Source organism: Mycobacterium basiliense, assembly GCF_900292015.1.
In the GTDB taxonomy this organism is placed as follows: domain Bacteria; phylum Actinomycetota; class Actinomycetes; order Mycobacteriales; family Mycobacteriaceae; genus Mycobacterium; species Mycobacterium basiliense.
Map to the genome: position 1 here is coordinate 4,118,294 of NZ_LR130759.1, position 22,446 is coordinate 4,140,739.

General features: G+C 63.6%; 23 protein-coding genes and 2 pseudogenes. 8 read left to right on the plus strand and 17 right to left on the minus strand.

Annotated elements, in window-relative coordinates:
- Window positions 1-35 precede the first annotated feature (35 nt).
- From MB901379_RS17315 to MB901379_RS25085, 8 genes are all read right to left on the minus strand, one after another.
- Window positions 36-653 (minus strand): hypothetical protein, encoded by a 618-nt coding sequence (locus tag MB901379_RS17315; protein WP_158017745.1) that lies wholly within the window; start codon window positions 651-653, stop codon window positions 36-38.
- 37 nt (window positions 654-690) lie between these two features.
- Entirely contained in the window at window positions 691-987 is a 297-nt protein-coding gene (locus tag MB901379_RS17320; RefSeq protein ID WP_158017746.1) for a WhiB family transcriptional regulator, read from the minus strand.
- Window positions 984-1,250 (minus strand): hypothetical protein, encoded by a 267-nt coding sequence (locus MB901379_RS17325; RefSeq protein WP_158017747.1) that lies wholly within the window; start codon window positions 1,248-1,250, stop codon window positions 984-986. Before MB901379_RS17325 ends, MB901379_RS17320 begins: the two co-directional genes overlap by 4 nt.
- Window positions 1,250-2,992 (minus strand): ATP-binding protein, encoded by a 1,743-nt coding sequence (locus MB901379_RS24255; protein ID WP_197717820.1) that lies wholly within the window; start codon window positions 2,990-2,992, stop codon window positions 1,250-1,252. The genes MB901379_RS17325 and MB901379_RS24255 overlap by 1 nt, the downstream gene beginning before the upstream one ends.
- Window positions 2,989-3,399, minus strand: a complete 411-nt coding sequence (locus MB901379_RS24770; RefSeq protein WP_232021891.1) for a hypothetical protein — start codon at window positions 3,397-3,399, stop codon at window positions 2,989-2,991. The genes MB901379_RS24255 and MB901379_RS24770 overlap by 4 nt, the downstream gene beginning before the upstream one ends.
- A complete protein-coding gene (locus MB901379_RS17340) occupies window positions 3,396-3,575 on the minus strand; it encodes a helix-turn-helix domain-containing protein (protein ID WP_158017748.1) in 180 nt (59 codons plus the stop codon). The genes MB901379_RS24770 and MB901379_RS17340 overlap by 4 nt, the downstream gene beginning before the upstream one ends.
- 176 nt (window positions 3,576-3,751) lie before the next feature.
- On the minus strand, window positions 3,752-4,879 hold the full coding sequence (locus MB901379_RS17345; RefSeq protein ID WP_158017749.1) for a tyrosine-type recombinase/integrase: 1,128 nt from the start codon (window positions 4,877-4,879) through the stop codon (window positions 3,752-3,754).
- A 488-nt stretch (window positions 4,880-5,367) separates the two neighbouring features.
- Entirely contained in the window at window positions 5,368-5,496 is a 129-nt protein-coding gene (locus MB901379_RS25085; protein WP_269462766.1) for a hypothetical protein, read from the minus strand.
- Between the two features lie 1,040 nt (window positions 5,497-6,536).
- Here MB901379_RS25085 and MB901379_RS17350 point away from each other — a divergent pair.
- From MB901379_RS17350 to MB901379_RS17360, 3 genes and pseudogenes are all read left to right on the plus strand, one after another.
- A complete protein-coding gene (locus MB901379_RS17350) occupies window positions 6,537-7,214 on the plus strand; it encodes a GAF and ANTAR domain-containing protein (RefSeq protein WP_158017750.1) in 678 nt (225 codons plus the stop codon).
- A gap of 264 nt (window positions 7,215-7,478) precedes the next feature.
- Window positions 7,479-7,774: pseudogene (locus MB901379_RS24775) on the plus strand (hypothetical protein); the annotation flags it as partial.
- 418 nt (window positions 7,775-8,192) lie between these two features.
- Window positions 8,193-8,528, plus strand: a complete 336-nt coding sequence (locus MB901379_RS17360; RefSeq protein WP_158017751.1) for a DUF732 domain-containing protein — start codon at window positions 8,193-8,195, stop codon at window positions 8,526-8,528.
- A gap of 130 nt (window positions 8,529-8,658) precedes the next feature.
- Here the strand turns inward: MB901379_RS17360 and MB901379_RS17365 are convergent, their stop codons facing one another.
- The gene (locus MB901379_RS17365) at window positions 8,659-10,071 is read right to left on the minus strand and encodes a lyase family protein (RefSeq protein ID WP_232021892.1); all 1,413 of its coding nucleotides are present in this window, start codon (window positions 10,069-10,071) and stop codon (window positions 8,659-8,661) included.
- Window positions 10,072-10,250: 179 nt separating this feature from the next.
- Here MB901379_RS17365 and MB901379_RS17370 point away from each other — a divergent pair, with 179 nt between their 5' ends.
- A complete protein-coding gene (locus MB901379_RS17370) occupies window positions 10,251-11,684 on the plus strand; it encodes a DUF2254 domain-containing protein (protein WP_158017752.1) in 1,434 nt (477 codons plus the stop codon).
- 32 nt (window positions 11,685-11,716) lie between these two features.
- Here the strand turns inward: MB901379_RS17370 and MB901379_RS17375 are convergent, their stop codons facing one another.
- From MB901379_RS17375 to MB901379_RS17385, 3 genes are all read right to left on the minus strand, one after another.
- A complete protein-coding gene (locus MB901379_RS17375; RefSeq protein WP_408632299.1) occupies window positions 11,717-12,343 on the minus strand; it encodes a hypothetical protein in 627 nt (208 codons plus the stop codon).
- A 120-nt stretch (window positions 12,344-12,463) separates the two neighbouring features.
- Window positions 12,464-12,985, minus strand: a complete 522-nt coding sequence (locus MB901379_RS17380) for an Rv2253 family sensor-like surface protein (protein WP_456319938.1) — start codon at window positions 12,983-12,985, stop codon at window positions 12,464-12,466.
- 169 nt (window positions 12,986-13,154) lie between these two features.
- Entirely contained in the window at window positions 13,155-13,640 is a 486-nt protein-coding gene (locus MB901379_RS17385) for an NUDIX domain-containing protein (protein ID WP_232022146.1), read from the minus strand.
- A 245-nt stretch (window positions 13,641-13,885) separates the two neighbouring features.
- On the opposite strand from MB901379_RS17385, the gene MB901379_RS17390 reads away from it, so the two are divergent.
- The gene (locus tag MB901379_RS17390; protein WP_158017754.1) at window positions 13,886-15,631 is read left to right on the plus strand and encodes an NAD-binding protein; all 1,746 of its coding nucleotides are present in this window, start codon (window positions 13,886-13,888) and stop codon (window positions 15,629-15,631) included.
- Window positions 15,632-15,738: 107 nt separating this feature from the next.
- Here MB901379_RS17390 and MB901379_RS17395 read toward each other — a convergent pair whose 3' ends face one another.
- On the minus strand, window positions 15,739-16,629 hold the full coding sequence (locus MB901379_RS17395; RefSeq protein ID WP_158017755.1) for an LLM class flavin-dependent oxidoreductase: 891 nt from the start codon (window positions 16,627-16,629) through the stop codon (window positions 15,739-15,741).
- 39 nt (window positions 16,630-16,668) lie between these two features.
- Here MB901379_RS17395 and MB901379_RS17400 point away from each other — a divergent pair, with 39 nt between their 5' ends.
- Window positions 16,669-17,082: a VOC family protein gene (locus tag MB901379_RS17400; protein WP_158017756.1), complete on the plus strand. Its 414-nt coding sequence runs from the start codon at window positions 16,669-16,671 to the stop codon at window positions 17,080-17,082.
- A gap of 85 nt (window positions 17,083-17,167) precedes the next feature.
- The gene (locus MB901379_RS17405) at window positions 17,168-17,557 is read left to right on the plus strand and encodes a VOC family protein (RefSeq protein WP_158019270.1); all 390 of its coding nucleotides are present in this window, start codon (window positions 17,168-17,170) and stop codon (window positions 17,555-17,557) included.
- Here the strand turns inward: MB901379_RS17405 and MB901379_RS17410 are convergent.
- From MB901379_RS17410 to cysD, 3 genes and pseudogenes are all read right to left on the minus strand, one after another.
- On the minus strand, window positions 17,554-18,039 hold the full coding sequence (locus tag MB901379_RS17410) for an Rrf2 family transcriptional regulator (RefSeq protein WP_158017757.1): 486 nt from the start codon (window positions 18,037-18,039) through the stop codon (window positions 17,554-17,556). The two genes, MB901379_RS17405 and MB901379_RS17410, sit on opposite strands and share 4 nt — an antisense overlap.
- A 274-nt stretch (window positions 18,040-18,313) precedes the next feature.
- Complete coding sequence (gene cysC, locus MB901379_RS17415; protein ID WP_158017758.1) at window positions 18,314-20,164, minus strand: adenylyl-sulfate kinase; 1,851 nt, start codon at window positions 20,162-20,164, stop codon at window positions 18,314-18,316.
- Window positions 20,164-21,166 (minus strand): annotated as a pseudogene (gene cysD, locus MB901379_RS17420) (sulfate adenylyltransferase subunit CysD). The gene cysC and the pseudogene cysD overlap by 1 nt, the downstream one beginning before the upstream one ends.
- A 152-nt stretch (window positions 21,167-21,318) precedes the next feature.
- On the opposite strand from cysD, the gene MB901379_RS17425 reads away from it, so the two are divergent.
- Complete coding sequence (locus MB901379_RS17425; RefSeq protein ID WP_174237112.1) at window positions 21,319-21,708, plus strand: PaaI family thioesterase; 390 nt, start codon at window positions 21,319-21,321, stop codon at window positions 21,706-21,708.
- A gap of 6 nt (window positions 21,709-21,714) precedes the next feature.
- Here MB901379_RS17425 and MB901379_RS17430 read toward each other — a convergent pair whose 3' ends face one another.
- Window positions 21,715-22,206 carry a beta-class carbonic anhydrase gene (locus tag MB901379_RS17430; protein ID WP_158017761.1) on the minus strand — a complete coding sequence of 164 codons (492 nt, stop codon included), beginning with the start codon at window positions 22,204-22,206 and terminating at the stop codon, window positions 21,715-21,717.
- Window positions 22,207-22,446: the final 240 nt, after the last annotated feature.

A 22,446-nucleotide genomic window follows, 5' to 3' on the forward strand; every position in this document is an offset into this window, starting at 1 on the left:
CTTACGCGATTCGTCGATCTTCCCGCGGGTAACGATTACTGGGCATCGGACTCTGGTTGGTGCTCGTCTGGATCGTCGTTCGTCGCGTGTTCTGCATCGAATCGCTTGCGTGCGTCGTCGATCCGCACAGCCCAGGCGTTCGCTGCGGCTTCGGCGAGATGCACCCTGGCGTCGTAATTGCCGCCCTGGTTTTCGATGCTGTCGAGAAGCACGGGCACGATATTCTCCGCAACAGTGCACAGCGCCGCGGAGAACACCAGGAACATGTGATCTGGCGTGCCGCCGATAGCGGTGAAGTACCGGTCAAGCACATGCTCGACGCGGGCGCGGTCGGTGCCGGCGTCAAGGATGTCGTACGCCAGGCGGCAGCCCCACAGCTCCTTACCGTCGATCGAGGGTAGCGCCATCATGCCCGATAGTGAGCCGTCGCCATCGGTTACTGGGCATGCTGTCCAGGCGTCGGTCCAGGGTTCCTCTTCCAGGGTTGCCGTGCATTCGACTGAGGCTTTCGCTCGGGCTTCGGTTAGGCGTTGAGGTTGCGTCGCTCGTGCGGCTTCGATCTGCTCGACTCTGCGTTGCAGAATGTCCTTGGCTGTCGCGGCAGCGGATTCGAACTCGTCGATGGTCATGTTGTCGGTTGGGTTGGTGGGCATCGTGACTCGGTTTCCTTTCGTGGTGGTAACCGTGGCGCTATGCCAACGGTTCGTTTTCTGGTTGTTGTTGGCGTATGCGGATTTCGCTTGGGTGGCTGACCCACTGGCGGATCTGGCCGGCCAGAACGCCGTTGGCCTGGTTGTGCCGCAATGTCGCGGCCCAGGCGCCACACGGCTCGCGTTCCGGGCAGCGGCGGCACAGCTGCTGCGCCCGGCACGTGGCTTCGGCGTCGTCGCCGTCGAACAGCTCGGCGCGCTGGCGACACAACGCGCCCGGGAGGCGCGGCGTGCCCTGCAAGATCGCGGCGACCAACGAGACCCACGGCGCGGTCATCGGGCCGGACCCACGGCGCGGACTCGGATCTTCCGGCGGCGGCCGCGGCCGCGAACATCGATGGCACCGGCGCGCCACATTCGCCACAGCGTGGCGTCGATGGACTCGGCGGTCGCGCCGGTGTCCTCGGCCACCAGCTCGGCCACGGTGCGCCATGGCTCCCAGCCCTGCCCCAGCAGGTCCGTGATGGCGCCGCGGAGTCGTGACCGGCTGACAACCGACTTCGACGGGAAACCGTCGAGGTTCGCACGGAGCGCCGTCACTACTTCGCCGTCTCGTCGGAGTTTGTTGCAACTAGTCGGCATTCGGCGCAAGTGCCGGCGGTGTTCGTGGGGTTGAGTTCAGCGCCGCATGCGCAGGTGACGGGATCCAGAGATTGACCGTTTGCCTGCCTCGCCTGACTCGCCGCCTCGTTGTTGCTGGTCAAGCCGCAAAGATCAGGCGAGGGAATGGTTTCGGTGAGGCTCGCCTCTACCTCGCCTAACTCGCCTTGCCTCGCCTGACTCGCCTCGCCCAGGTCGTTGAACTGCGAAGACGAGTTAGGCGAGGGTGGCGAGGTAGCTTCGGGGTCCTTCTCGGGAGGCGTGAGACGCCAAAGCGTGACGTTGCGTTTATTGCGGCCGCCGTCGTGGTCTACTGCCCATCCTTGGGAGCGCAATGCTGGGGCATGTCGCGTGAGTAGTCCGGTGACGGTCCGCGCGCGCTTGGGCCAGTCCCGCGGCCGCCGCCACTCGGGATCGGCGGCCGATTCCAGGAGGCGGAGCAGCTCGGCCGACGAGAGGTCTTCGACGGGCTGGTTGTGCTCGATGAGTGCCGCGATGAACGGATCACCCAACGTGTCGGCGGCAACACGTCGCATCCGTTCCCGATAGCGGTGCAACCCACACGTGTCGTGGATTTCGTCGATCGACTGCAGCACACGCCCGAAGTCGGCCATCCGCGGCAAGTCGTCGAGCACGACATGCGGCAAGCGTTGGTGAACTTCGGCGGCCAGGTCGAGCAATCCGGTGAAGACTTGCCGGCGAACCTTCGCCCATGAAGTGGACAGGTCCGCCTCGGTGCGGCGGCGCTTTGCCGAGATCCGACCTAGGTCGACTGCGGCGATGCGTTCACCGAGGTCGCCCTGATCGATGGACAGATCGACACCGTTAAGGATCAAGCAGCGCAGGAACTTCAGGACCGCGACGTCGCTGTCGGTGTACAAGGCGCGCCGGACGTCTCCGTCTCCCGTAGATGCCCTGCATAGGGAATCCGATAGCCACTGCGGCAGGCTCCCGCTCAAATTGTCCAGCGCGACAACCCAACTCGCAGCTGCTGCAGTCACCCAACTGTCAGGGTCTCGCGGCGGCTTCCGCAACGGCACCGGCGAGGGGTCGATGAGATCAACCAACGTCCGAGTTACCGAGGACTTGGCGCTGCCTTGTTCAGCCAGCAGGGCCAAGATCGGGTGCGGCACATTGGGCGTGATCCATGCCGCAATGAGGAAAGCCAGCACGATCGGGCGGTCGGATTCATCGATGGGAACGAACTGCCATAGACAGTCCAGATCGCCACTGCCCGAGTGCGGCAGCGGCATCCGTCCGGTCAGCTTCGTACGCCGAAACATCACCGGTGCGGTACCAACGATCTTCCAACTGCCGTCGCTGATCTCGATGATGCGGCCCGAATTGTCGCCCAAATCTAGATAGACCGCCCCGTTGCGGCCCTCTGCAACACGTAGGTGCAGCTGGGTGCGGACCTGTTGGGCAGCGCGGCCTTCGAGGACCATGCAGGCATCGGATAGCGCCTGCTGCGAGGGAACCGCGTTGTGCAGCTCGAAGTATTTGCGGGCGAGTTCGGCCCGCAGTCCGGTCCGTCCGCCGCGCAGCGGCAGCGCGATATGGGGCTGTACCCCAAGGGTTCCGAACGGCTCTTCCTGATCGGAAATACCTAACGTGTACTGGGCCAGTGCGAGGTCCACCAGCTGAGCTGATTGGGATCTCCGTTGTTGCGGCTTGTCGCTCACTTGATCACCTGGCCGCTGAGTCGATGAACGTGCTCAGCAAGGGCACGGTCTGCGCCTCCGCGGCGCCACAGCTCGCGAAGAACCTCGAAGGGCACCGAAGGAATCGCATCGGCAACGACGAGCAGGTGCAAGATGGTGTCGATCCAGCTGTCGACGGCATGCTCGCTAAGCGGTGGTTGTGTGCACCGGCACGGCAACGGATCCCGGCAACCACAGTCAAGCGGCACGCTGCGAGCCGCCGCGACGCGTCGTCGCCGCCACTGGCTGGCCACGTCTTGGCGGAATTCCCACGTGCAGGGCAGCCAGCAGACCCGCTTGCCGGCGGGTATCGTGTCAGTATCTGGTGTTGTTGCGGGAGCCGCCCTGTTGTCCGCGGGGCGGCTTTCTCGTTGCGGAGGGCCGTTCACACGGACACCTTCATTGCTTCGAGGCTGGCCCGGCGGACACGAATCAAGCGCGATCCTTTGATCCGGTATGCGTCGAGTGTGTCGTCGGCGATGCGGCGGCGGATGAATTGCTTTGAAACGTTGAGTTCTTTGGCGGCTTCGGCGATGTCAGGATCGCCGACGGTTGACTTGGCCATGTGAGGCACCTTCGGGTGAGGAAGCGGGCTAACGGACGGGTGCCCCTGTCGGGCTAGGCAATGCCCCTGGCGGGCTCGTCGGTTGCCCTGTCGGCTTCCTCTACTGAGCGCCCATGGCGGGCCAGATGCTCAGCAGTGATTCGAACATATCAGCGATAGACGCCAGCTGTCCAGAATTAGTTTTCGGGCGTGTCAGTAGCGAGCTTCGAAAGCGCCTCAGCGACAGCAGCATCGCGGCCGGAAACGATCTGCTGGTAGAGCAGGCTCGCTTTCACCGTGCTGTGGCCGAGCCGGCCCATGGTCTCGACGAGATTGCCGACACGCGCCGTCTGGGTACCCGCGAAATGGCGTAGGTCGTGTATCCGAACACCCTCTCTACCAATAGCTTTCAATGCGTCAGCGAAGTACTCGCGGCTGAATACACGATCATTCATGTGACCACCGCGCGAAGCAGCAAACAACAACGCATCACGGCCGGGTGGGACGTGACTATTGAGGTGAGCTTCGATATCTGGCCGAATGTGGGGCGGGATGACGATCGCGCGGCCTTTGCCGCTCTTTGGTGTGTCGACGCGGTACACACGGTCACGCCGGGTGACTGCCCGGTCAACATGCAGTATTTGGCAGTCCTCGCTGACGTCTTTGCGCCGAAGCTCACTGACCTCGCCCCACCGGAGACCGCACCAGCTGCTGATCAAGACGAGCGCCTTGAGGCGATCAGGCTTGATGGCGTCGGCCAGGGCGGCGATCTCCGGCACGGTGAGGATAATCGGCTTGCGTTTGGCCGGCGGATTCATCACGCCGCGCAGAGTGCACGGGTTCGAGGGCAACAGTCCGTCATTGACCGCGGTGACGCACACAGCGTGCAGCAGGCCGTAGGCGTGGCTGTTGCGCCGCGGATGCTCGGTTCCCAGGCTGGCGTACCAAGCACGTACGGATTCTGCGGTGAGGTTCTTCAGGGGGATATTGCCCAGTAGCGGCTTGATGTGAAGGCGCAGAATGTCGTTGTAGGCGGAGCGGGTGCGCGGCTTGATGTTGCGCTGCTCGATCCAGATCGCCGCGTACTCCCCCAACGTGATCGCCTTGGCCTTCGCCTCCGCGACGGCGAGCGCCGGCGGCTCCCAGTTGTCCAGTTCGATCTTGCGGCGCTCACGGGTCAGCCAGCCCTCTGCATCCATGCGCGTCGAGAACGTCATCGAGGCCTTGTGCCGGACAAGATCAGGGCCGATGTAGGAAGCTTGGAACCGCTTGGAAGGTAGCTGGCGGATGAATCCCCAACCGCGGCGCCCGCTCTTGCCAGCCATCCACTGCCCTTTCGCGTGCTATCTGTGTGCCATACAGCAGATATCTCGCGGCGTATTGCGACTACTCCCGTACACAGCGTAACGTACGCATCACAGCAGGTGACAGCATCATTATGGCTGGTACCGGCACTGCTCGGCTTCATGACAGACGGCTAATTCGAATCCTGCCGGGGGCACCCTTTGACCAGGACATATGGATGTCCGCACAAGATTTGAGCAACTAATGCGGCGTGGCTCCAACCGGAATGGAGCCCACGATGACCGGCACACCCCACGACAACGTCGACCTCTTCCCCGCTGCATGCCGCTGACGAGCTAGGCGAGTGGCAATGACCATGAACCAGAATCAGCCGCGTTGGAGCCTATTGTGCGGTTGAGTCGTCGACACCGGGAGCCCGTTTGGAGTAATGGTCCCCATGCGCGCCGCGCAAGACCTGATGCTGCTGGATGCCAGTTAAAACACTTTGTCGACGTACGCCACTGCGTAATCAGCGAAATCCCTGGCCGTTGCGATCCGGCGCAGCATCACGCACACGCGCGAACTCGTTCCGCATCTGCTCAATACATGCGGCCGTATGCAACAACGCATCAGCGGCGGTGTAACTGGACTGGATCATCTCTGGTCACCTCGTTTTTGCTCGTTTTCCGCCACTTCCACGACGTGGTGAGGCTCACCACGTGCGGCAGCTGGGGCGGCCTACGGCGCCCCAGGCAGGTCCGCGCGCCACACCCGCGTCATCGGTCGGCCTTTCGCGCCGGTCCGGCCTCGCGCAGCCCTCGCGACCTCCGCCGGCACCGGCCACGCCAGCCACGAAGGCTCCCGCGAAATGGTGTGACGAGTGGTGGGCCACGGTTGCCCGTCCTGGTGCTCAGCGTTGCACCGCACATCGCAGGAACGGCGACCGCTGCGGAAAGGCCGCCATGGACGGTCAACACGTATGCGGCACCCATGGCGGGAGAGCACCGCAGAACAAGCGAGCCGCGCACCGCCGTCTTGAGGAATCCGCCGACCGCATGCCCGCGAACTGCCCAAGATGGCAACGGACTCCAAACGTGCCCGAACACGTGCGAATCAACGCGATCAAAGACGCCTTAAACCGTGCCGGAGTCGCGGTGAGAACCGCTTTCGATATTGAAGTCACGGCCAAGCCATACGAACAGCTTTTGACTCGCATGCCCCGCCTTGACGGTGGCAGTCGCGCCGAGTGGCGTCGTTCCCAAGGCATCGCAGACGAACCATCGAAAGCGTTGCCTGTCAACGACCCAACGCAACCGATGGACTCCGAAGTGATCGACGCAGAACAAGACGAAACGGCCTGTGATCCGCCCGTAGCGCCGCGTTACGACGACGGTCGCACAATCACACCAGACGGCGACCACACCAGACGGCGACGATGTGCAGTCAGCCGAGCGCCCACGCGTATACGATCCGATGGCCGACACACTGAGCGCGTTCGGAGGGACCGACCCGACACCTGACGAGCTTCTGACGCTTGATGAAGCCGTGATCCGCGCGGCACGGATCAACAACATGGGGAACGCCGAGCACGCAAGCTTGCACCGACCGCAGCGAGCGTTACCGCGTGGTCGCTCCTGAGCGCAATTGTTCAGCCTTTACTCTGCGCCTTGCACTGACGAACCGCTTATCGTTGTCACCATGGCCGAGGAATCGCACTCCGACCTGGCAGCTAAGTTGGGTGAACTGGCTATTGAGATGCAGAGCCAGGTGGACGCCGAGGCGACGCTTCAATCGATCGTGGACAGTGCCGTTGTAATGGTGCCGGGGGCACGGTGGGCAGGAATATCGCTGATTGAGGGTCACCAGGTAGAACCGCGCGTCCCCAGCGACCCCCTTGTAACCAAGCTCGACACCTATCAGTCGGAAGTTAATGAAGGACCATGCTTGAGTGCGCTCCGCGAGCATCGCACGGTGTTCATTGACGACATGGCGACTGAAACCCGCTGGCCGACGTTCTGTCAGATGGCCGTCGAACTCGGCGCACGAAGCCTGCTGTCGTTCCAACTTTTCGTAACGCAACGCAACCTCGGCGCGCTGAATCTATACGGCGGCGAGGCCGGAGTCTTTTCTGAGGATTCCGTCTTTATAGGCGAGCTACTGGCCCAGCACGCTTCTGTTGCGTTGTTCGGCGCGGCTGCGCAAGTTCAATTCGGTGATGCGTTGAGTAGTCGCGATCTCATCGGTCAGGCCAAGGGAATCATCATGGAACGCTTCACCGTTGACGCGTTCGCCGCATTCGACTTACTTCGAAAACTGTCGCAAGATTCGAACGAAAAGCTTGTCGACATCGCCCGAAGAATCATCCAAACACGCTGACACCCTTGATCGTTCGATGAACGCCGACGCTCAATTTCCTCGACTCGGTCACTTCGCCGAGGTATCCGCGCGAGCGAGGCGGCGTATTGAAGAGCTTGATCGCCGCCACGCTGGGCTGCTGCACGGATCTGTGACATCTGAGGTCGCTTGACGAGCAGTCAGGCTGGAAGGATGTCGGCGCAACGTAGCGGTGGAGCGAGTGAAATCCGGTTCAGGCTCAGCGTGACAGGTTCAAATAGGCCCCGGCCCCAACGTCGCCAACCACTGCTCGAGGGCCGCCCACGCGCCGCCGCCGCCTACTGGACGCAAAACGGCTGAGCGGTGGGAGGACGCCTTTTTGACGATGCGGCACCAGTCGCACTCCATCACCTGGCATGGTGCGGGCGGTGAAGCGTTGCGGGACCGCACGGGGCCGATCTATCCGTGGTCGGCGACAAAGCCGACCAGCTGCGGCCGCCGGAATAGCCCGCAGCGGCGCCAGGGACATCAGCGCAGCACAACGCCGAGTCTTGTACGGCGTGGAGGCCGCCGACAACGCCGGGTTTACTGTCGGAGAAGAAGCGCTATCCGCGTTCGCCGAACGGGCCGGATGGCGGCGCCGATCGGCGCCTACCACCGGATTAGACCGCACCAAACCAGCTGCCCCGCAAGCACATCGGCAATCGCCCAGATTGCGACGCGAAGGATGCCGACGGCAACACCGCCACGCAACTGACACACAGGGTATGCCTCTCGTAAGCCAAAGTGCACTACCCAAGTAGGCACCGTGCGGAAGCGGATCTGACGAGCAACGCGCCGCCGCAGCCGACATCCCCCTCGGTCGGCGGATACGGCGTTGCCGGCGCCCCTTCGAGGTCTCGAATTCGACAAGAAGTTCTCGAATTCGACAAGAAGTTATTGAGGATCCGTAAAGGCCCGGTGCTGATTCTGAGGTCAAGCAAACCAACGCTAATCACGTCAGCACAAGGAGATCCACAAATGTTCACTCGCCGCTTCGCCGCCTCCACGGCCGGCACCGCACTGACCACCGCCTCCCTCGGCCTGGCCGCACTGGGCTTCGCCGCGACCGCCGGCGCGAGCTCGACCGATGACGCCTTCCTCGCGCAGATCCAAGCGGATGGGATCACGCCGCCAAGCGCATCCCGGGCGATCAGCGACGCACACGCCGTCTGCTCCGCACTGGACCAGGGCCACTCGGCCAAGGAGGTCATCAATGCGGTTGCAAAGTCGACCGGTCTGAGCGCCCAGGGCGCCAAGACGTTCGCAGTTGACGCCGCATCGGCCTACTGCCCCGAATACGTGACCTCAAGCTAGCGACAACGATCACAATGTGGGGACCCCGGCCGGTCCCCACATTTCCCCTGCGGAATTCCAGTCCCTGCGGAATTCCAGGTGAAGCGACCGTTGAGCACCGCCACACCGGTTTGGCCGGTACTTGCGCCGGCTACACGTCCCTCGGTATTCCCCTCGCTGGTCCCGCGCCGGCCAGTTCCGACATCGCCGGCACCGCGGGGACGGCCGGGGCAGCGCCCCAGAGGCGAACGGCCTCGGCAACGATCTGTTGTGCTTCGCCGACGTAGTCGGCCACCCTGATGGGCGCTGGCAATTCGTCGGCCAGGCCATGCTCGGCCAGCACTTCGGGCAGGGTATCTCGCAGGACTCGATGCTCGGAACGAGCGCGTTGCGCCGCTTCGTAGACCAGGTCGTGAGCGACTTCCCGGCCCAACTTCTGGGCGAGGTGAATCATGTGGGCTTCGGCCATGATCAGCCCGCCGTCGAGGTCGAGGTTGCGACCCATCCGGTCGGCGTCGACCTGCAATCCGTCGATGATGACCTGCGCTTCTGCCAGTGCGCTGCCCGCGAGCACACCGAGCTGGGGGATCACCTGCCATTCGATCTGCCACTCGCCGGCCGCACGTTCGTGCCCTGCCTCTTGCATGCGGGCTAACGACGACGCCAGGGCGCCCGCGGTTGCAGAAAGGCCGATGATGGCTTCCGACGAGATGGGATTGACTTTTTGCGGCATCGTCGAGGATGCCCCGCGATGACTGACGAAGGGCTCCGATACCTCGCCGATCTCGGTCCGCGATAGGTCGACGACATTGCGGGCGAACCTGGCGCACGTGGCCGTGATGACCACACACAGCCAGCCGTACTCGGCCAGCCCGTCGCGAGCGACGTGCCATGGCACGTTGGTCGATCGCAATCCGAGCCACCGCGCCATCCCCTCGCGCAACTGGATCGATCGCGCACCGTAGGCCGCCGACGTACCGCCAGCACCGAACATCGAGATCGATGCAACGCGCGGTAGCGCTTGGGTCATCCGCTCGCGGTGACGGGCAAGCTGCGCGAGAAGTGAAGCCAGAGTGGCACCCAGCGTCGTGGGCACCGCCTGCTGAGCATGAGTGCGAGCCGGCATCACGGTGTGGGCGTGCGCCTCGCACTGCCGCGCCAGTGCCTGCCCAAGCTGCGCGACTCGGCTGTCCAGTTCGTACAGCGAGCGCTGCAATTGCAGCGCCAGCCCGGTGTCCATGATGTCTTGAGTGGTGGCGCCGAAGTGCACCCGCCCGTTCGGTCCCGCGGGCAGCAAGCGGGAAATCTGGCGAACCAGGCCGAGGATGGGATAGCCGGCGTGCTTGGCCGACGCCCACAGCTCATCGCGATCGATGTTGTCCAGACTCGCGGCGGCGCTGATGGCAGTCGCGTCGGCCGGATCGATGATGCCCAGTTCCGACTGGGCCAGCGCCAACGCGCGCTCGGCGGCCAGCCAGCTCTGCAAACACCCGTCGGGACCGAACAACTCAAGTTGGATGGGATCACCCGCGAGCTCGGTCAATAGGGAAAATGTGGGCAGCATGCCCCTCATGCTCCTCGGAGGTGCGCCAGCGATTGGAAACGTCATGCGCACCGGCGCACGGACGTGGATCGACTTTCGACAATGCTGTTCGTCTTGGCTTGCTGTCAACCCCGTAGAACGCGCTTCGCGGTCGGACAAGTGGTCATCATGGCAAACCTTCCGCTTGACGTCCGCGACAGGTGCATGCTTGGTCTGTGAGCGCAAACAGCCTGATCAGCCGCCGTAAGGCCATATTGGATTACCTGCAGGGCACGGTCTGGGCGCTGCCGTCAATCGGTGTTGCGTTAGGCCTCGGGTCCGGGGCCGTCTTGTCGATGATCCCTGTCAAATCCGGCTCGTTGGTCGACACGCTGATGTTCCAGGGCACCGCGGGCGATGCGCGCGGGGTGCTGATCGTGGTCTCCGCCACCATGATTACCACCACCGGCATCGTCTTCTCGTTGACGGTCCTGTCCCTGCAGATCGCGTCGAGCCAGTTCTCGGTGCGGCTACTGCGCACCTTCCTGCGAGACATGCCCAACCAGGTGGTGCTGGCCATCTTCGCCTGCACCTTCGCCTACAGCACCGGCGGGCTACATACCGTGGGGCAGCACGCCGACGGCAGCGCGTTCGTTCCCAAGATCGCGGTCACCGGCTCGCTGGCGTTGGCGTTCCTGAGCATCGGCGCGCTGATCTACTTTCTGCACCACCTCATGCACTCGATCCAGATCGACACGATCATGGAGAACGTCGCGCAGCGGACGCTGTGCCTGATCGACGAGTTGTATCCGAAGCCGGATGCCCGGGACCGGCCACAGGAAACGCGTCCTGACCCACCGGCGGCGGCGACGCCGTTGTTGGCCCCGCAATCCGGCTACGTACAGACCGTCGACATCGCCGACCTCGCCGAATGTGCTGCGGCCACCGGACACACAGTGCAGCTGGTCACCTTTGTCGGCGACTACGTCACCGCCGGGTGCCAACTAGGATGGTGCTGGCGCAGGGGTACGACGCCACGCGCGCCGGTGTCCGACTTTCCGCAACGCTGCTTGCGTCATGTGCACATCGGGTTCGAGCGCACCTTGCAGCAGGACGTCCGGTTCGGATTGCGGCAGCTGGTCGACGTGGCGCTGCGGGCGCTGTCCCCCGCGGTCAACGACCCGTACACGGCGATCCAAGTCGTACATCATCTTTCGGCCGTCGAATCGGTGCTGGCCTCGCGGGCATTGCCAGACACCGTTCGCCGGAACGGCGCTGGAGAGTTTCTCGTCTGGGTTCCCAATCCAGGCTTCGCCGCATACCTGCACGTCGGATGTTCCCAAATCCGCCGCTACGGAGTGCGTGAACCGCTGGTACTGGCGGCGCTGCTCCAGCTGTTGAGCGCTGTGGCCCAAAATTGTGCAAACCCATCGCGGCGGGCGGCGGTGCGGACCCAGATCGCTTTGGTAGTCCGAGCGGCACAGCGCGAGTTCGCGGACGAATCAGACCGGGCCCTGGTGGTCAACGCCGCGGCCCAGGCTACCCAGGTGCTGGAACGACCGGGGACCTTGGCGCCGCCGTCGTCCGCGTTCGGGCAGGTGGCTGCGGCGAAGGCAGCGGCCGCAACAATCGCAGAATCTGGCGAGCTCACCTAGCGAACCTGGGATGCCCCCGGCATCGCCGGGTTTCACGAGACCGGCGTCCACCTGCTCCACGCGTCACCGAAGTCGAGAGGCACCAGCGAGGACCGGTCGACGTTGACGATTTCGCGGAAATGATCTTGCCAGCCCCACCAGGCACTAATGAAGAAGACATGGTCAAACCAACTCAGCTGGTAATCGGGGGGAATGACTTCGCCCTTGTTCTCAGGCGAGAACACGGCCGCCGCCAGCAGACCCAAAATCGAGAATTTCGGCAACTGGATTTTGCCGTCATTGGCGACGCGGAGTACCGAACTACCGTTCACGTAAGGGCTCACCTCGAACTCCACGGCTGATTCGTCACGATGACCGTGCAACCAACGGTGGATCCCGTATAGCACGTCTGCGATGTCGGGACGCTTGTCCGGAAGCAAGTCGGATCGGATGGCCACCGGGAAGCGAGTTTTTTCCAGGTCAACGCCGGGGCTGGCCATCACACCGTAAATGTCGATCGAGTCGCGTATCGCGCTCCGGAATCGAGTGCCGACGCCGGCCGTCGGATAGCGCTTCCTGCTGGTCTCATCAATGGCGTTGCAGGCGTGCAGCATCGCCACGTCCCACAGTTTCCGGTCCCACTGTTCGAGCGACTGCTTGACTGATGCGCCGACGGTCATGCGGATGAGGGTATCGGTCAGCCGCTGGCCGCCCGAACATGGACCCGAGAACGAGACGGCTGTCGTTTGGGCGCGCAAGCAGCTGGCCGCAACCCCAGGTGAGGTTTTTCGCCGCGGTCGTCACCGTTGTTCTGCGGGAAATGCCGCAACCGGCATTTCGACGGTTCCGGCGCAGGGCCCGCCGTAGATGTCGGTGTGCCAGGTGCCCTGCAACGACCCGTCGGACCGGGGCTGGTAGTAGGCCCACGACCTCGCCGGCGCCCACACTTTCGCGGCCCCTTCGCCCATGTAGCAATCCCACTGAAAGTCGAACTGCTCCACCCACTTACTTCCGTCCCAGGCGTAGTGGGAGGGCTGCGGCAACGTCGGGTTCCTAGGAGTGGGCCCATTGGTGGCGGTGGCAACGCACTGGGCCGCCGAACACGAAGTCGTGAAGACGTAGTCGGCGCTGAACGTGGGTTCGGTTTGGCTGGCGGCCATGCTGGTGCCCACCTTTTCGTCGGCGTAGCGCACCAGCGAGTACTTGCCAATCCACGCCGGCATCTCCGAGTGCGCAGCACCGGCCGGGATGCCAAGCGCCCCGATTGCGACGGCGCCAAGCAACCCCGCTAGGTGGGCCGCAAATCTCCCTCGTCGACACATGGTGATGTCCATGGTGCCGGTGAGATGACGCAATGGGATCTCGGCATGGACACAATCACGCGTTGACCAGTCGTGACGCGAGGTTCACCACAACGGCCACGCCTCGCTGAAACATGTTGGTGCCGAACGGTTCCGAGGTGCCGTAGACAAAGATCGCGGATCGTCCAGGTTATCGCCCGCGCAGCAGGAACAGACCGTAGGCGGCAATGGACTGTGAATCCACGATCACACCCGAGTCCATCATTTCTTCAACGTCGGCACGCGAGAACCACGCACTGCGCATGTCTTGCTCCTCGTGCTCGCGGTCCGCCTCCCCTTCGGAGATGCCGGTGGCCAGAAACACCCAGCCGCGTTGACTGGTCAATCCCGGTGCGGTGTCAATCCGGCCGAGCGCCTCGAACGATGTCGCACGCAGGCCGGTCTCCTCGCGTAGTTCGCGCGCGGCCAGCTCGGCGGGTTCGACATGAGCCAGGTCAGGGGCGGTGCCCTGCGGAAACTCCCAGCGCCGCGCGCCGACGGGATATCTGAACTGCTCGACCAACTTGAACCGGTGCCCGTCGTAGGGCACAACCAGCGCGTATGCCGGCTTGTCGACGACGGCATAGATGCCCGCGCTGCCGTCCGGGCGGCGGATGTCATCTTCGCGCAGCACCATCCACGGATTCCGATAGATCTCACGCGAGGCAAGGGATTCGATAAAAGGCACGCCGCCAGTCTGGCGCACGCGAAAGCGCCGTCGACAGTGCACGGCCCGACCTCCTGATCGATTCGCGAACATCTCATGCACCAAAACGTCGGAGGTCGGGGTGCTCGGCTGGCAGAAATGGGCACGGTGCTTGATAGTCGTATCAGCGAGTGAACGTCAGCAGAGGCGGGACAGATGCCGGACGGTACGACGCCATGGCAAGACAGGTAGGTGCGCGCCGCCACGTCATCGTCAGTGGCGACGACGCGTTGGCGACCACGATCGTCGAGGAGCTGAACTGCGCCGGCATCGGCATCGTCCAGCTGGTTACCGACGATTTCAACGATGCCGATCTCGCACACGCCGCCGCCGTAATCTGTGCTGGGGACGACGACGCGCGAAATCTCGAAATCGCTTTGTTGGCAAGGAAAGCCAACCCGAACGTACGGGTGGTTGCCCGGCTGGCCAACGATGTCCTGCGCGAAGCGATGGCAGCCGACAACGGCCCCGGCGCAATCCTTGACGTCGCCGAACTGACGGCGCCGTCCGTCGTCGAGGCATGTTTAGCGCGCAACGCGCATCCGTTCGAAGCGGCCGGCATCGACTTCATCGTCTGGCGCGCCGAGGCAGCGCACGATGCGACCCTGCGCGACCTCTACGGCGACTTGGCGCCGGTGGCGGTGATCCGCGGCAAAAACTCCCCCACACCCGGCGAGGTGGTCACCTGTCCCGGACGCGATCTGCGGGTTAACGCCGGCGACCAGACCGCGGTGATCGGCACAGCGGAGGAGCTGGCCGCGCGCGGTGTCAAGGTCCCGCGCCCGACGGCCACGCGTTTTCGCTTGCTGAGGGTTCGACACCTCACCGATGCGATACGCACGCTGCGCAACGACGTCAACCCGATGTTCTTTCGCGCTTTGGCCGCGATGCTGATCCTGCTGGCCGGGTCGACGGCGGTATTGCGCTTTTCCTACCGACACCCGCCGGGGATGACGTGGCTGGATGCGTTGTACTTCAGCACGGAGACCATTGCGACCGTGGGTTACGGCGACTTCAGCTTCTTTCATCAACCCACGTGGCTACGCATCTTCAGCATCACATTGATGTTTGCCGGCGTGACGACCACCGCGATCCTGGTCGCGTTCATCGCCGACCTGCTGTTGTCGCGCCGCTTCACGCGTTCCGCCGGACGCCGGCGCGTACGCCGACTGCGAAATCACGTCATCGTCGTCGGGCTCGGCTCGTTTGGCATCCGGGTGGTCGGCGATTTAACCGCTGCCGGCTACGACGTTGCCGTTATCGAGCGCGACGAGAACAGCCGCTTCTTGTCGACGGCCGCCGAGCTCGACGTGCCGGTCATTTTCGGTGATGCGACCCTGCGTCAGACACTGGAGTCGGCTCGCGTTGAGCACGCCCGCGCGGTAGCGGTGCTAACCCAGGACGACATGGTCAACATTGAGGCCGGCATCGTGCTGCGCGAAATGTTGGGCGGCCTCGACGGCAACCGGCGCAATCTTCCCCTGGTCCTGCGGGTGTACGACCGCACGCTGGGCAGCGCGGTGGCTCAACGGTTCGGATTCGAGGCAGTGCGCTCGACCGTCGAACTGGCGGCGCCCTGGTTCATCGGCGCCGCAATGGGCCTGCGAGTCTTGGGAACGTTTTCGGTTGGGCAGAGCTCCTTCATGGTCGGTGGGATGCATGTGGGGACCGGCAGTGAGCTCGACGGGCTGCCGATGCACGAACTGTCCACCGAAACACGCGTCATCGCGATCACCAGGCGAGACGAACAAACGCAGCTGCATCCGCGCCGAGATGCCCGGTTGCGGGCGGGCGACACGGTCTACCTCGTGGGTGCCTATCGCGAGCTGTTGGCGACGTTACGCAAGGGGCAACCCCCCCAACAAACCACCGTCGGCGAAGATGGTGACGGCGAGCGCTATCCCGAAGCGGCGACGGGTTGACCCCGGCAGCGTCCTGATCGACCCGTGCGATGCGAGGCGACCGGGCGAACCGTCGTCCATCGGGTGCGTCCTGTCGCACCAGAGCCGAATGTCGCCGGCGCTGCCGGTCAATCAGCGCTATGGAACCTCGCGACCACGTCGGCCGCGCGACGAAGTTGCTCGAGGTCCGACGAGGTCGGGATGAGTTGCACCTCGTCGGTGCCGATCTCGGCAAACCCCCGCAACACCGCCAGCAGCTCGTCTTCGCCGCCAGCCCAGCCCGTCGTGGGCGCCATCGCATCGACATACTCCCGCGGAATCCAGGTCATGTATCGCCGCAAATGGCGATGAACCTGTGCGCGAGCCTGTTCCGACGGCCCGAATGCGAACCAGAACGACGTCGCCAGATGGGGCTTGGGTTTGCCGGCTTGCGCCCACGCGGCTCGGGCCACGTCAAACAACTCATTCTGCTTGGCGACGTCCAAGTCCAACGTGGTGCCCGCTAGCCCGTCGGCCCAGGTTGCAGCGCTGCGAACGGTCTTGGGCCCAATGGTGCCAACCAGCAACGGCGGACCGCCGGCCTGGATTGGTGCCGGTCCCACCGGACGCACCAATTCGGCGATCTGTTCACCGGCCCACACCCTTTTCATCAGCGCGACCCGTTCGGCCATGCCGCGCATTGTTTGCGTGTTGGGGTCGGCACCCACAGCGTGGTAGTCCTCGAGCCGGCCGCCCACCCCAAGCCCCACGGTCAACCGCCCGCCGCTGAGCAGGTCGCCGGTCGCTAGCGCTTTGGCCAGCATGACCGGCGCGTGCAACTGAGGCACAACAACGGTGGTGACCAGCCGCACGCGATCGGTCCACGCGGCTACCGCCCCGAGCAGCGTCGGACTGTCGGGATTGTCGAACGCGATCCGCTCCCCCCAGCACAGCGAAGAAAATGGCCCGTCGTCGATGGCCCGTGCCCAGTTCTTCAATACGGTTGCATCGAGGTCGGGCTCCATCACGGGCAAGGTCATAGCTATATGCACGAACGCGATTCTGGCAGCATGGGCCCGATGGGCTTAACCACGACTTCCGTTGCGCACGTCCGGCTCACTGTGACCGACATCGAACGGTCCCGACAGTTCTACGAGAGCGTATTCAACTGGCCGGTGCTGATCGAGCTTCCCGAGAATGCCGACGAGGCGATGCGGAAGCAGTTGAGCTTCCTGTTTGGCGGTGTGATCTACGACCTGGGCGGCACGTTGCTGGGGCTGCGGCCGGTCGGCAACGACCGCTTCGACGAGAATCGCACTGGCCTGGATCATCTGGCGTTTCGGGTGGGAAGTAAGGCCGAGCTGGACGCCGCAGTGGTACATCTCGACGAGCTCGGCATCGCACACGAACAGGTCAAAGATATTGGGCCGGTATACATTCTGGAATTCCGCGATCCCGACAACATCGCTTTGGAGCTCTCGGCGCCAAAATAGGACTCGGGCTCGGGCGCCAGGTGCGCGCACAATGGCAGTAGCCACGGCGAGTGCAACCGCCGCGGCGGTCGCGGGAGGTTTCGAGATGACGATCAGCTTCAACCACACCATCGTCGCAGCACACGACAAGCGAGAGTCCGCGGCGTTCCTCTGCGAGTTATTTGACCTGCCGGATCCGACGTCGTTTGGCCGCTTCATGGTCGTCACGCTCGAGCACGGCGCCACTCTGGACTACGCCGATGTGCCCGACAATCAGGAGATCGCGCCCCAGCACTACGCATTCCTGGTCTCCGACCTGGAATTCGATGCGATCTACGGCAAGATCCGGTCACGAGGCTTGCCGCACTGGGCTGATCCAGGCGCCAACCGGCCCGGTGAGATCAACCACCGCGACGGTGGACGCGGCGTTTATTTCCCTGATCCCGCGGGACACTCGCTGGAGATCCTGACCCGGCCATACGGCTCTGGCAGCTAGTCGCCGGAGCGCGCTGAGCCGTGCCGCTTGCTCTCCTGCGCTCGATAGTCATCGGCGAGTTTCACCACGTGTGCCGGTAGCGCGCCGGTCGCGACGTCGGCCAGGCTTGTTTCTTCCAGCACCGACCGCATGCTAGCCCGCAACGCCCGCCAGATGTCGGTCAGTGCCGCGGTGGGCCCGGAGTAGGGCAGGTCGCCCAGCCCGATATCGCGCACGCTGGCCAGCGGTCCATCGATGCAACGCAGCACGTCGGCAATGCTTATCTCAGTTCCGGGACGTGCCAGTTCGTAACCACCCTCGCGACCGCGATGGCTACGCACGAGCCGGTCAGTGCGCAGGTTGGTCAGGATGTCCACGAGAAACTGCGGGGGTATCCCCTGTGCCTGCGCCAAGTCTTCGGTCTTGACCACCGTGCCGCTGGCAACGGTCGCGAGTTGGACCATCGCCCGCACCGCGTACTCCGCTTTGGCAGACATCCGCATGCTTCAGGATTGTGCCACCCGCCTGTAGCGACGATGCGCAACGCGAAGCGTTGCGAGAAGGAGCGGGGCAATCAAACCCCGCCTGTAGCGACGATGCGCAACGCGAAGCGTTGCGAGAAGGAGCGGGGCAATCAAACCCCGCCTGTAGCGACGATGCGCAACGCGAAGCGTTGCGAGAAGGAGCGGGGCAATCAAACCCCGCCTGTAGCGACGATGCGCAACGCGAAGCGTTGCGAGAAGGAGCGGGGCAATCAAACCCCGCCTGTAGCGACGACTAGGACCGCAACTCGAGCAGTTCGATAACCCTCTGCGCCTGCGCATCCAAGTCACGTTCGGGCGTGAGCCGCAGATCGGGCTTCTTGGGCCGCTGATAGGGACTGTCGATCCCGGTGAAATGGGTGATCTCACCGGCCCGCGCTTTGGCGTATAACCCCTTGGGATCTCGCCGCTCGCAATCTTCGAGCGGCGTGTCGCAGAACACCTCGACGAAGTCAAATCCGGCATCGGCGTGCACTTTACGAGCCAGCGCTCGATGCTCGGCCAACGGGCTGATCGCCGGCACCAGTACGACGTGACCGCAGTCGGCGAGCAACGTGGCCACATGGGCAAGTCGACGCAAGTTCTCCGCACGGTCGGCCATGCTGAAGCCCAAGTCGGCATTCAATCCGTGCCGCAGATTGTCGCCGTCGAGAACGTAGGCGGGAATGCCGTTTTCGAGTAGCTTGCGTTCGACCAGCATGGCCACCGATGACTTGCCCGAGCCGGACAGTCCGGTGAACCACACGGTCTTACCTTTCGGTCGCTCCGCTGTGGTGATCAGCGACTTGTGCCGCACGGTGTTCGGGCTTGTCGTCTGAGCAGACACGTCGCGCAGCACCATGCCCGCAGCAACCGTGCCATTGGTATCCGGGTCGATCAGGATGAACGAACCGGTACTGGCGTTCCGACTGTATTCATCGAGTAAAAGCGGCACCTGCGTGCGCAGCCTGATGCGACCAAGTTCGTTGAGCTTCAATGCTGTTGCGGTCTTGTCGCGGTGCAGGGTATTGACGTCGAGCCGATACTCAAGCTCGACAACTCGGGCGCGTGTGGTTCGCGTGGTGTGCTTGACGAGGTAGTCGCGGCCAGGCTCGAGGACGGCGGAATCGGCCATCCAGCACACGGTTGCGTCAAACTGCTGGGTGATCCTGGGCTGGTTGTTGGTGCGGGCAATCATGTCGCCGCGGGAGATATCGATATCGTCGGCAAGGCTCAGCGAGACCGCCATCGGCGGAAATGCTTCTGGCACCGGCCCGTTCGGACCCTCGATGGCGGTGATCTGGGTGGTCTTGCCGATCGGCAGCACCACCACTTCGTCGCCCGGTCGCATCACGCCACTGGCCACTGTGCCGGCGTAGCTGCGGTGGTCTTGATGCTCGAGGGTGTGCGGCCGGATGACGTATTGAACCGGGAACCGCACGTCGACCAGATTTCGGTCACCGGCGATGTAGACCTCTTCCAGGTGGGACAACAGCGCCGGCCCCTCGTACCAAGGCGTCTGGTTCGACTTGGTCACCACGTTGTCGCCATGCAGTGCGGACATCGGAATGGAAGTGACGTCCTGCACGTCCAGGCGTGCGGCGAAGGCATGGAACTCGTCGCGAATCGCCTCGAATTTCTCTTTGTCCCAGCCGATCAGGTCCATCTTGTTGACCGCCAGCACCAGGTGGCGGATGCCCAGCAGCGAGGCCAGGAACGCGTGTCGACGGGATTGCTCCAACAGCCCGTGCCGTGCATCAACGAGCACGATCACTAGGTGCGCGGTGGAAGCGCCGGTCACCATGTTGCGGGTGTACTGGATGTGTCCGGGTGTGTCGGCAATGATGAATTTTCGCTTGGGAGTGGCGAAATAGCGGTAAGCCACATCGATCGTGATGCCTTGCTCACGCTCCGCCCGCAGGCCGTCGGTGACCAGAGCCAGATCGGTGTAGTCGTGGCCGCGTTCCTTCGACGTGCGTTCCACCGACGCCCACTGGTCTTCCATCACGGCCTTGGAGTCATAGAGCAGCCGCCCGATCAGGGTGGACTTGCCATCATCGACGGAGCCGGCGGTGGCGATGCGCAGCAGTGTGGTTGATGCGGCCATCAGAAGTACCCCTGCCGTTTGCGGTCTTCCATCCCGGCCTCCGAAATCCGATCGTCCGCCCGGGTCGCCCCTCGCTCGGTCAGCCGGGCCACCGCGGTCTCGGCGATGACCTGCTCGACGGTGGCGGCCTCCGATTCCACACATCCGGTGCACGTGACGTCGCCAACGGTGCGGAATCGCACGGTGGCCTCGAACACCGGCTCATCGGGGCGCGGCTGCATGTGTCGGTGCACGGCCAGCAGCATTCCATCGCGTTGAAAAACCTCGCGCCGGTGGGCGAAGTAGATCGACGGCAGGGTTATCTCCTCGGCACCGATGTAGGACCAGATGTCGAACTCGGTCCAATTGGACAGCGGAAAGACCCTGATGTGCTCGCCCTTGTGATGGCGTCCGTTGTAGAGGTTCCACAGTTCCGGGCGCTGCGCCTTGGGGTCCCACTGGCCGAATTCGTCGCGGAAACTGAACACCCGCTCCTTGGCGCGCGCCTTTTCCTCATCACGGCGGGCTCCCCCAAATGCCGCGTCGAACTTGTTTTCCCCAATGGCGCGCAACAGCGTCACCGTTTGCATGGGGTTGCGCGACGGGAATGTCTCGACAACCCGGCCGGCGTCGATATCGTCTTGCACCGATGCCACCACCAACCGCACTCCGGACGCAGCAACCAGCTCATCGCGGGTCGCGATGACCTCGTCGAAGTTGTGGCCTGTGTCGACGTGCATTACCGGGAATGGCGGCCGTCCGGGCCGAAACGATTTCAGCGCCAAGTGGAGCATGACGATCGAATCTTTGCCGCCGGAGAACAACAGCACCGGCCGCTCGAACTCCGCAGCCACCTCGCGAATGATGTGCATTGCCTCGGCCTCGAGCGAGCGCAGATGACTCAACTCGTACTGCCCGACCGCCGGACCAGCCGTTATGCCGCTGGTCATGGTTCACCTGTCATGAGTCTGCCTCATACTTGATAAAACTGGCTGAATTGACCATATTTATGGTTATTGCCATCCATGGAACCAGCCCGCCCCGTCGGTGTCAACGACTGCTAAACGAAAGTTCGTGCACCGCACCGCTACGGCCTATGCCTATCGGAGGCCATAGGAAAGGATGGACCGATGGCAAGCCCTTCCGGATCCACCGAACCTCCAAGCGGACGTGACGTGATCGCACAGTTCCTTCCGCAATCTCCATTCGTGACCAAGCTGGGAATCGTCGCAGATCACCTCGGCGACGACGAAGTGCGACTCCGGCTGCCGTGGGACCCCTCCAACGTGACCATCGGCGACATGGTGCATGGCGGGGCCATCGCCACCCTCGCCGACCTCACGGTCATGGCGGCGGCCTGGTGCGGCGCTAAGGCACCGCCAGACCTGCGCGGGGTAACTGTGTCGTTGGCTGTGGACTTCATGGCTCCGGCGCGCGCCACCGATGTGATCGGGGTGGGGCGGGTGCTGCGTCGTGGCCGGTCACTGGTCAACTGTGAGGCCGACATCCTCGATCCCGAAAGCCGGCTGCTCGCCAAAGCCCTGGCGACCTACAAGGTTGGCTAAACCTCGCTACGGCGTGACCTCGTTGAGCTTGCCGGTGGCGACGTCGAAGACGAACCCCCGCAGCGAGACGTGCTTAGTGACAAACGGGCTGTTCTCGATGCGGCGCAAGGATTGCTTGACATCTTCTGCCGCATCCGGGAACGCTTCGGCCGCCCAGGGCGGCTTGACCCCGGTCTCTTCCTGAATGGCGCGCTTGAAGTCGTCGTCGGTGAAGGTGAGCATGCCGCAGTCCGTGTGGTGAATCAGGACAATCTCCCGGGTCCCCAGCAGGCGCTGGCTGATGGCCAACGAGCGGATGGCATCGTCGGTGGCAACCCCGCCCGCGTTTCGGATGACGTGCGCCTCCCCCTCGTTGATGCCCAGCAGGCGGTAGACGTCGAGCCGGGCATCCATACACGCCAAAATTGCGATGTGTTTGCTCGGGGGCATCGGAAGCGGACCCTGAAACGTGCTTGCGTATTCGGCATTGTTGCTTAGGTAGTCATCAGTAACCGTCACGCCGGTCTCCTCGAGTATCGCGGATGGGATTTGCTGCGCAGATCGATACCGCGGAGGAGCTTAACAACCTGGCCCGTGGATTTCACCCATGTGAATCAGCAAGATCGCAATGACCCCACCGCGAAGCGGTGTCACTTATGCACCGCAGCGCTCTCCGACGGCAGGACGAACGGATATCTGCCCCCCTGATCGACAAGCCGAGCCGGTTGGCGGCGCGCTACGCCCCTGGCTCGCTACCCT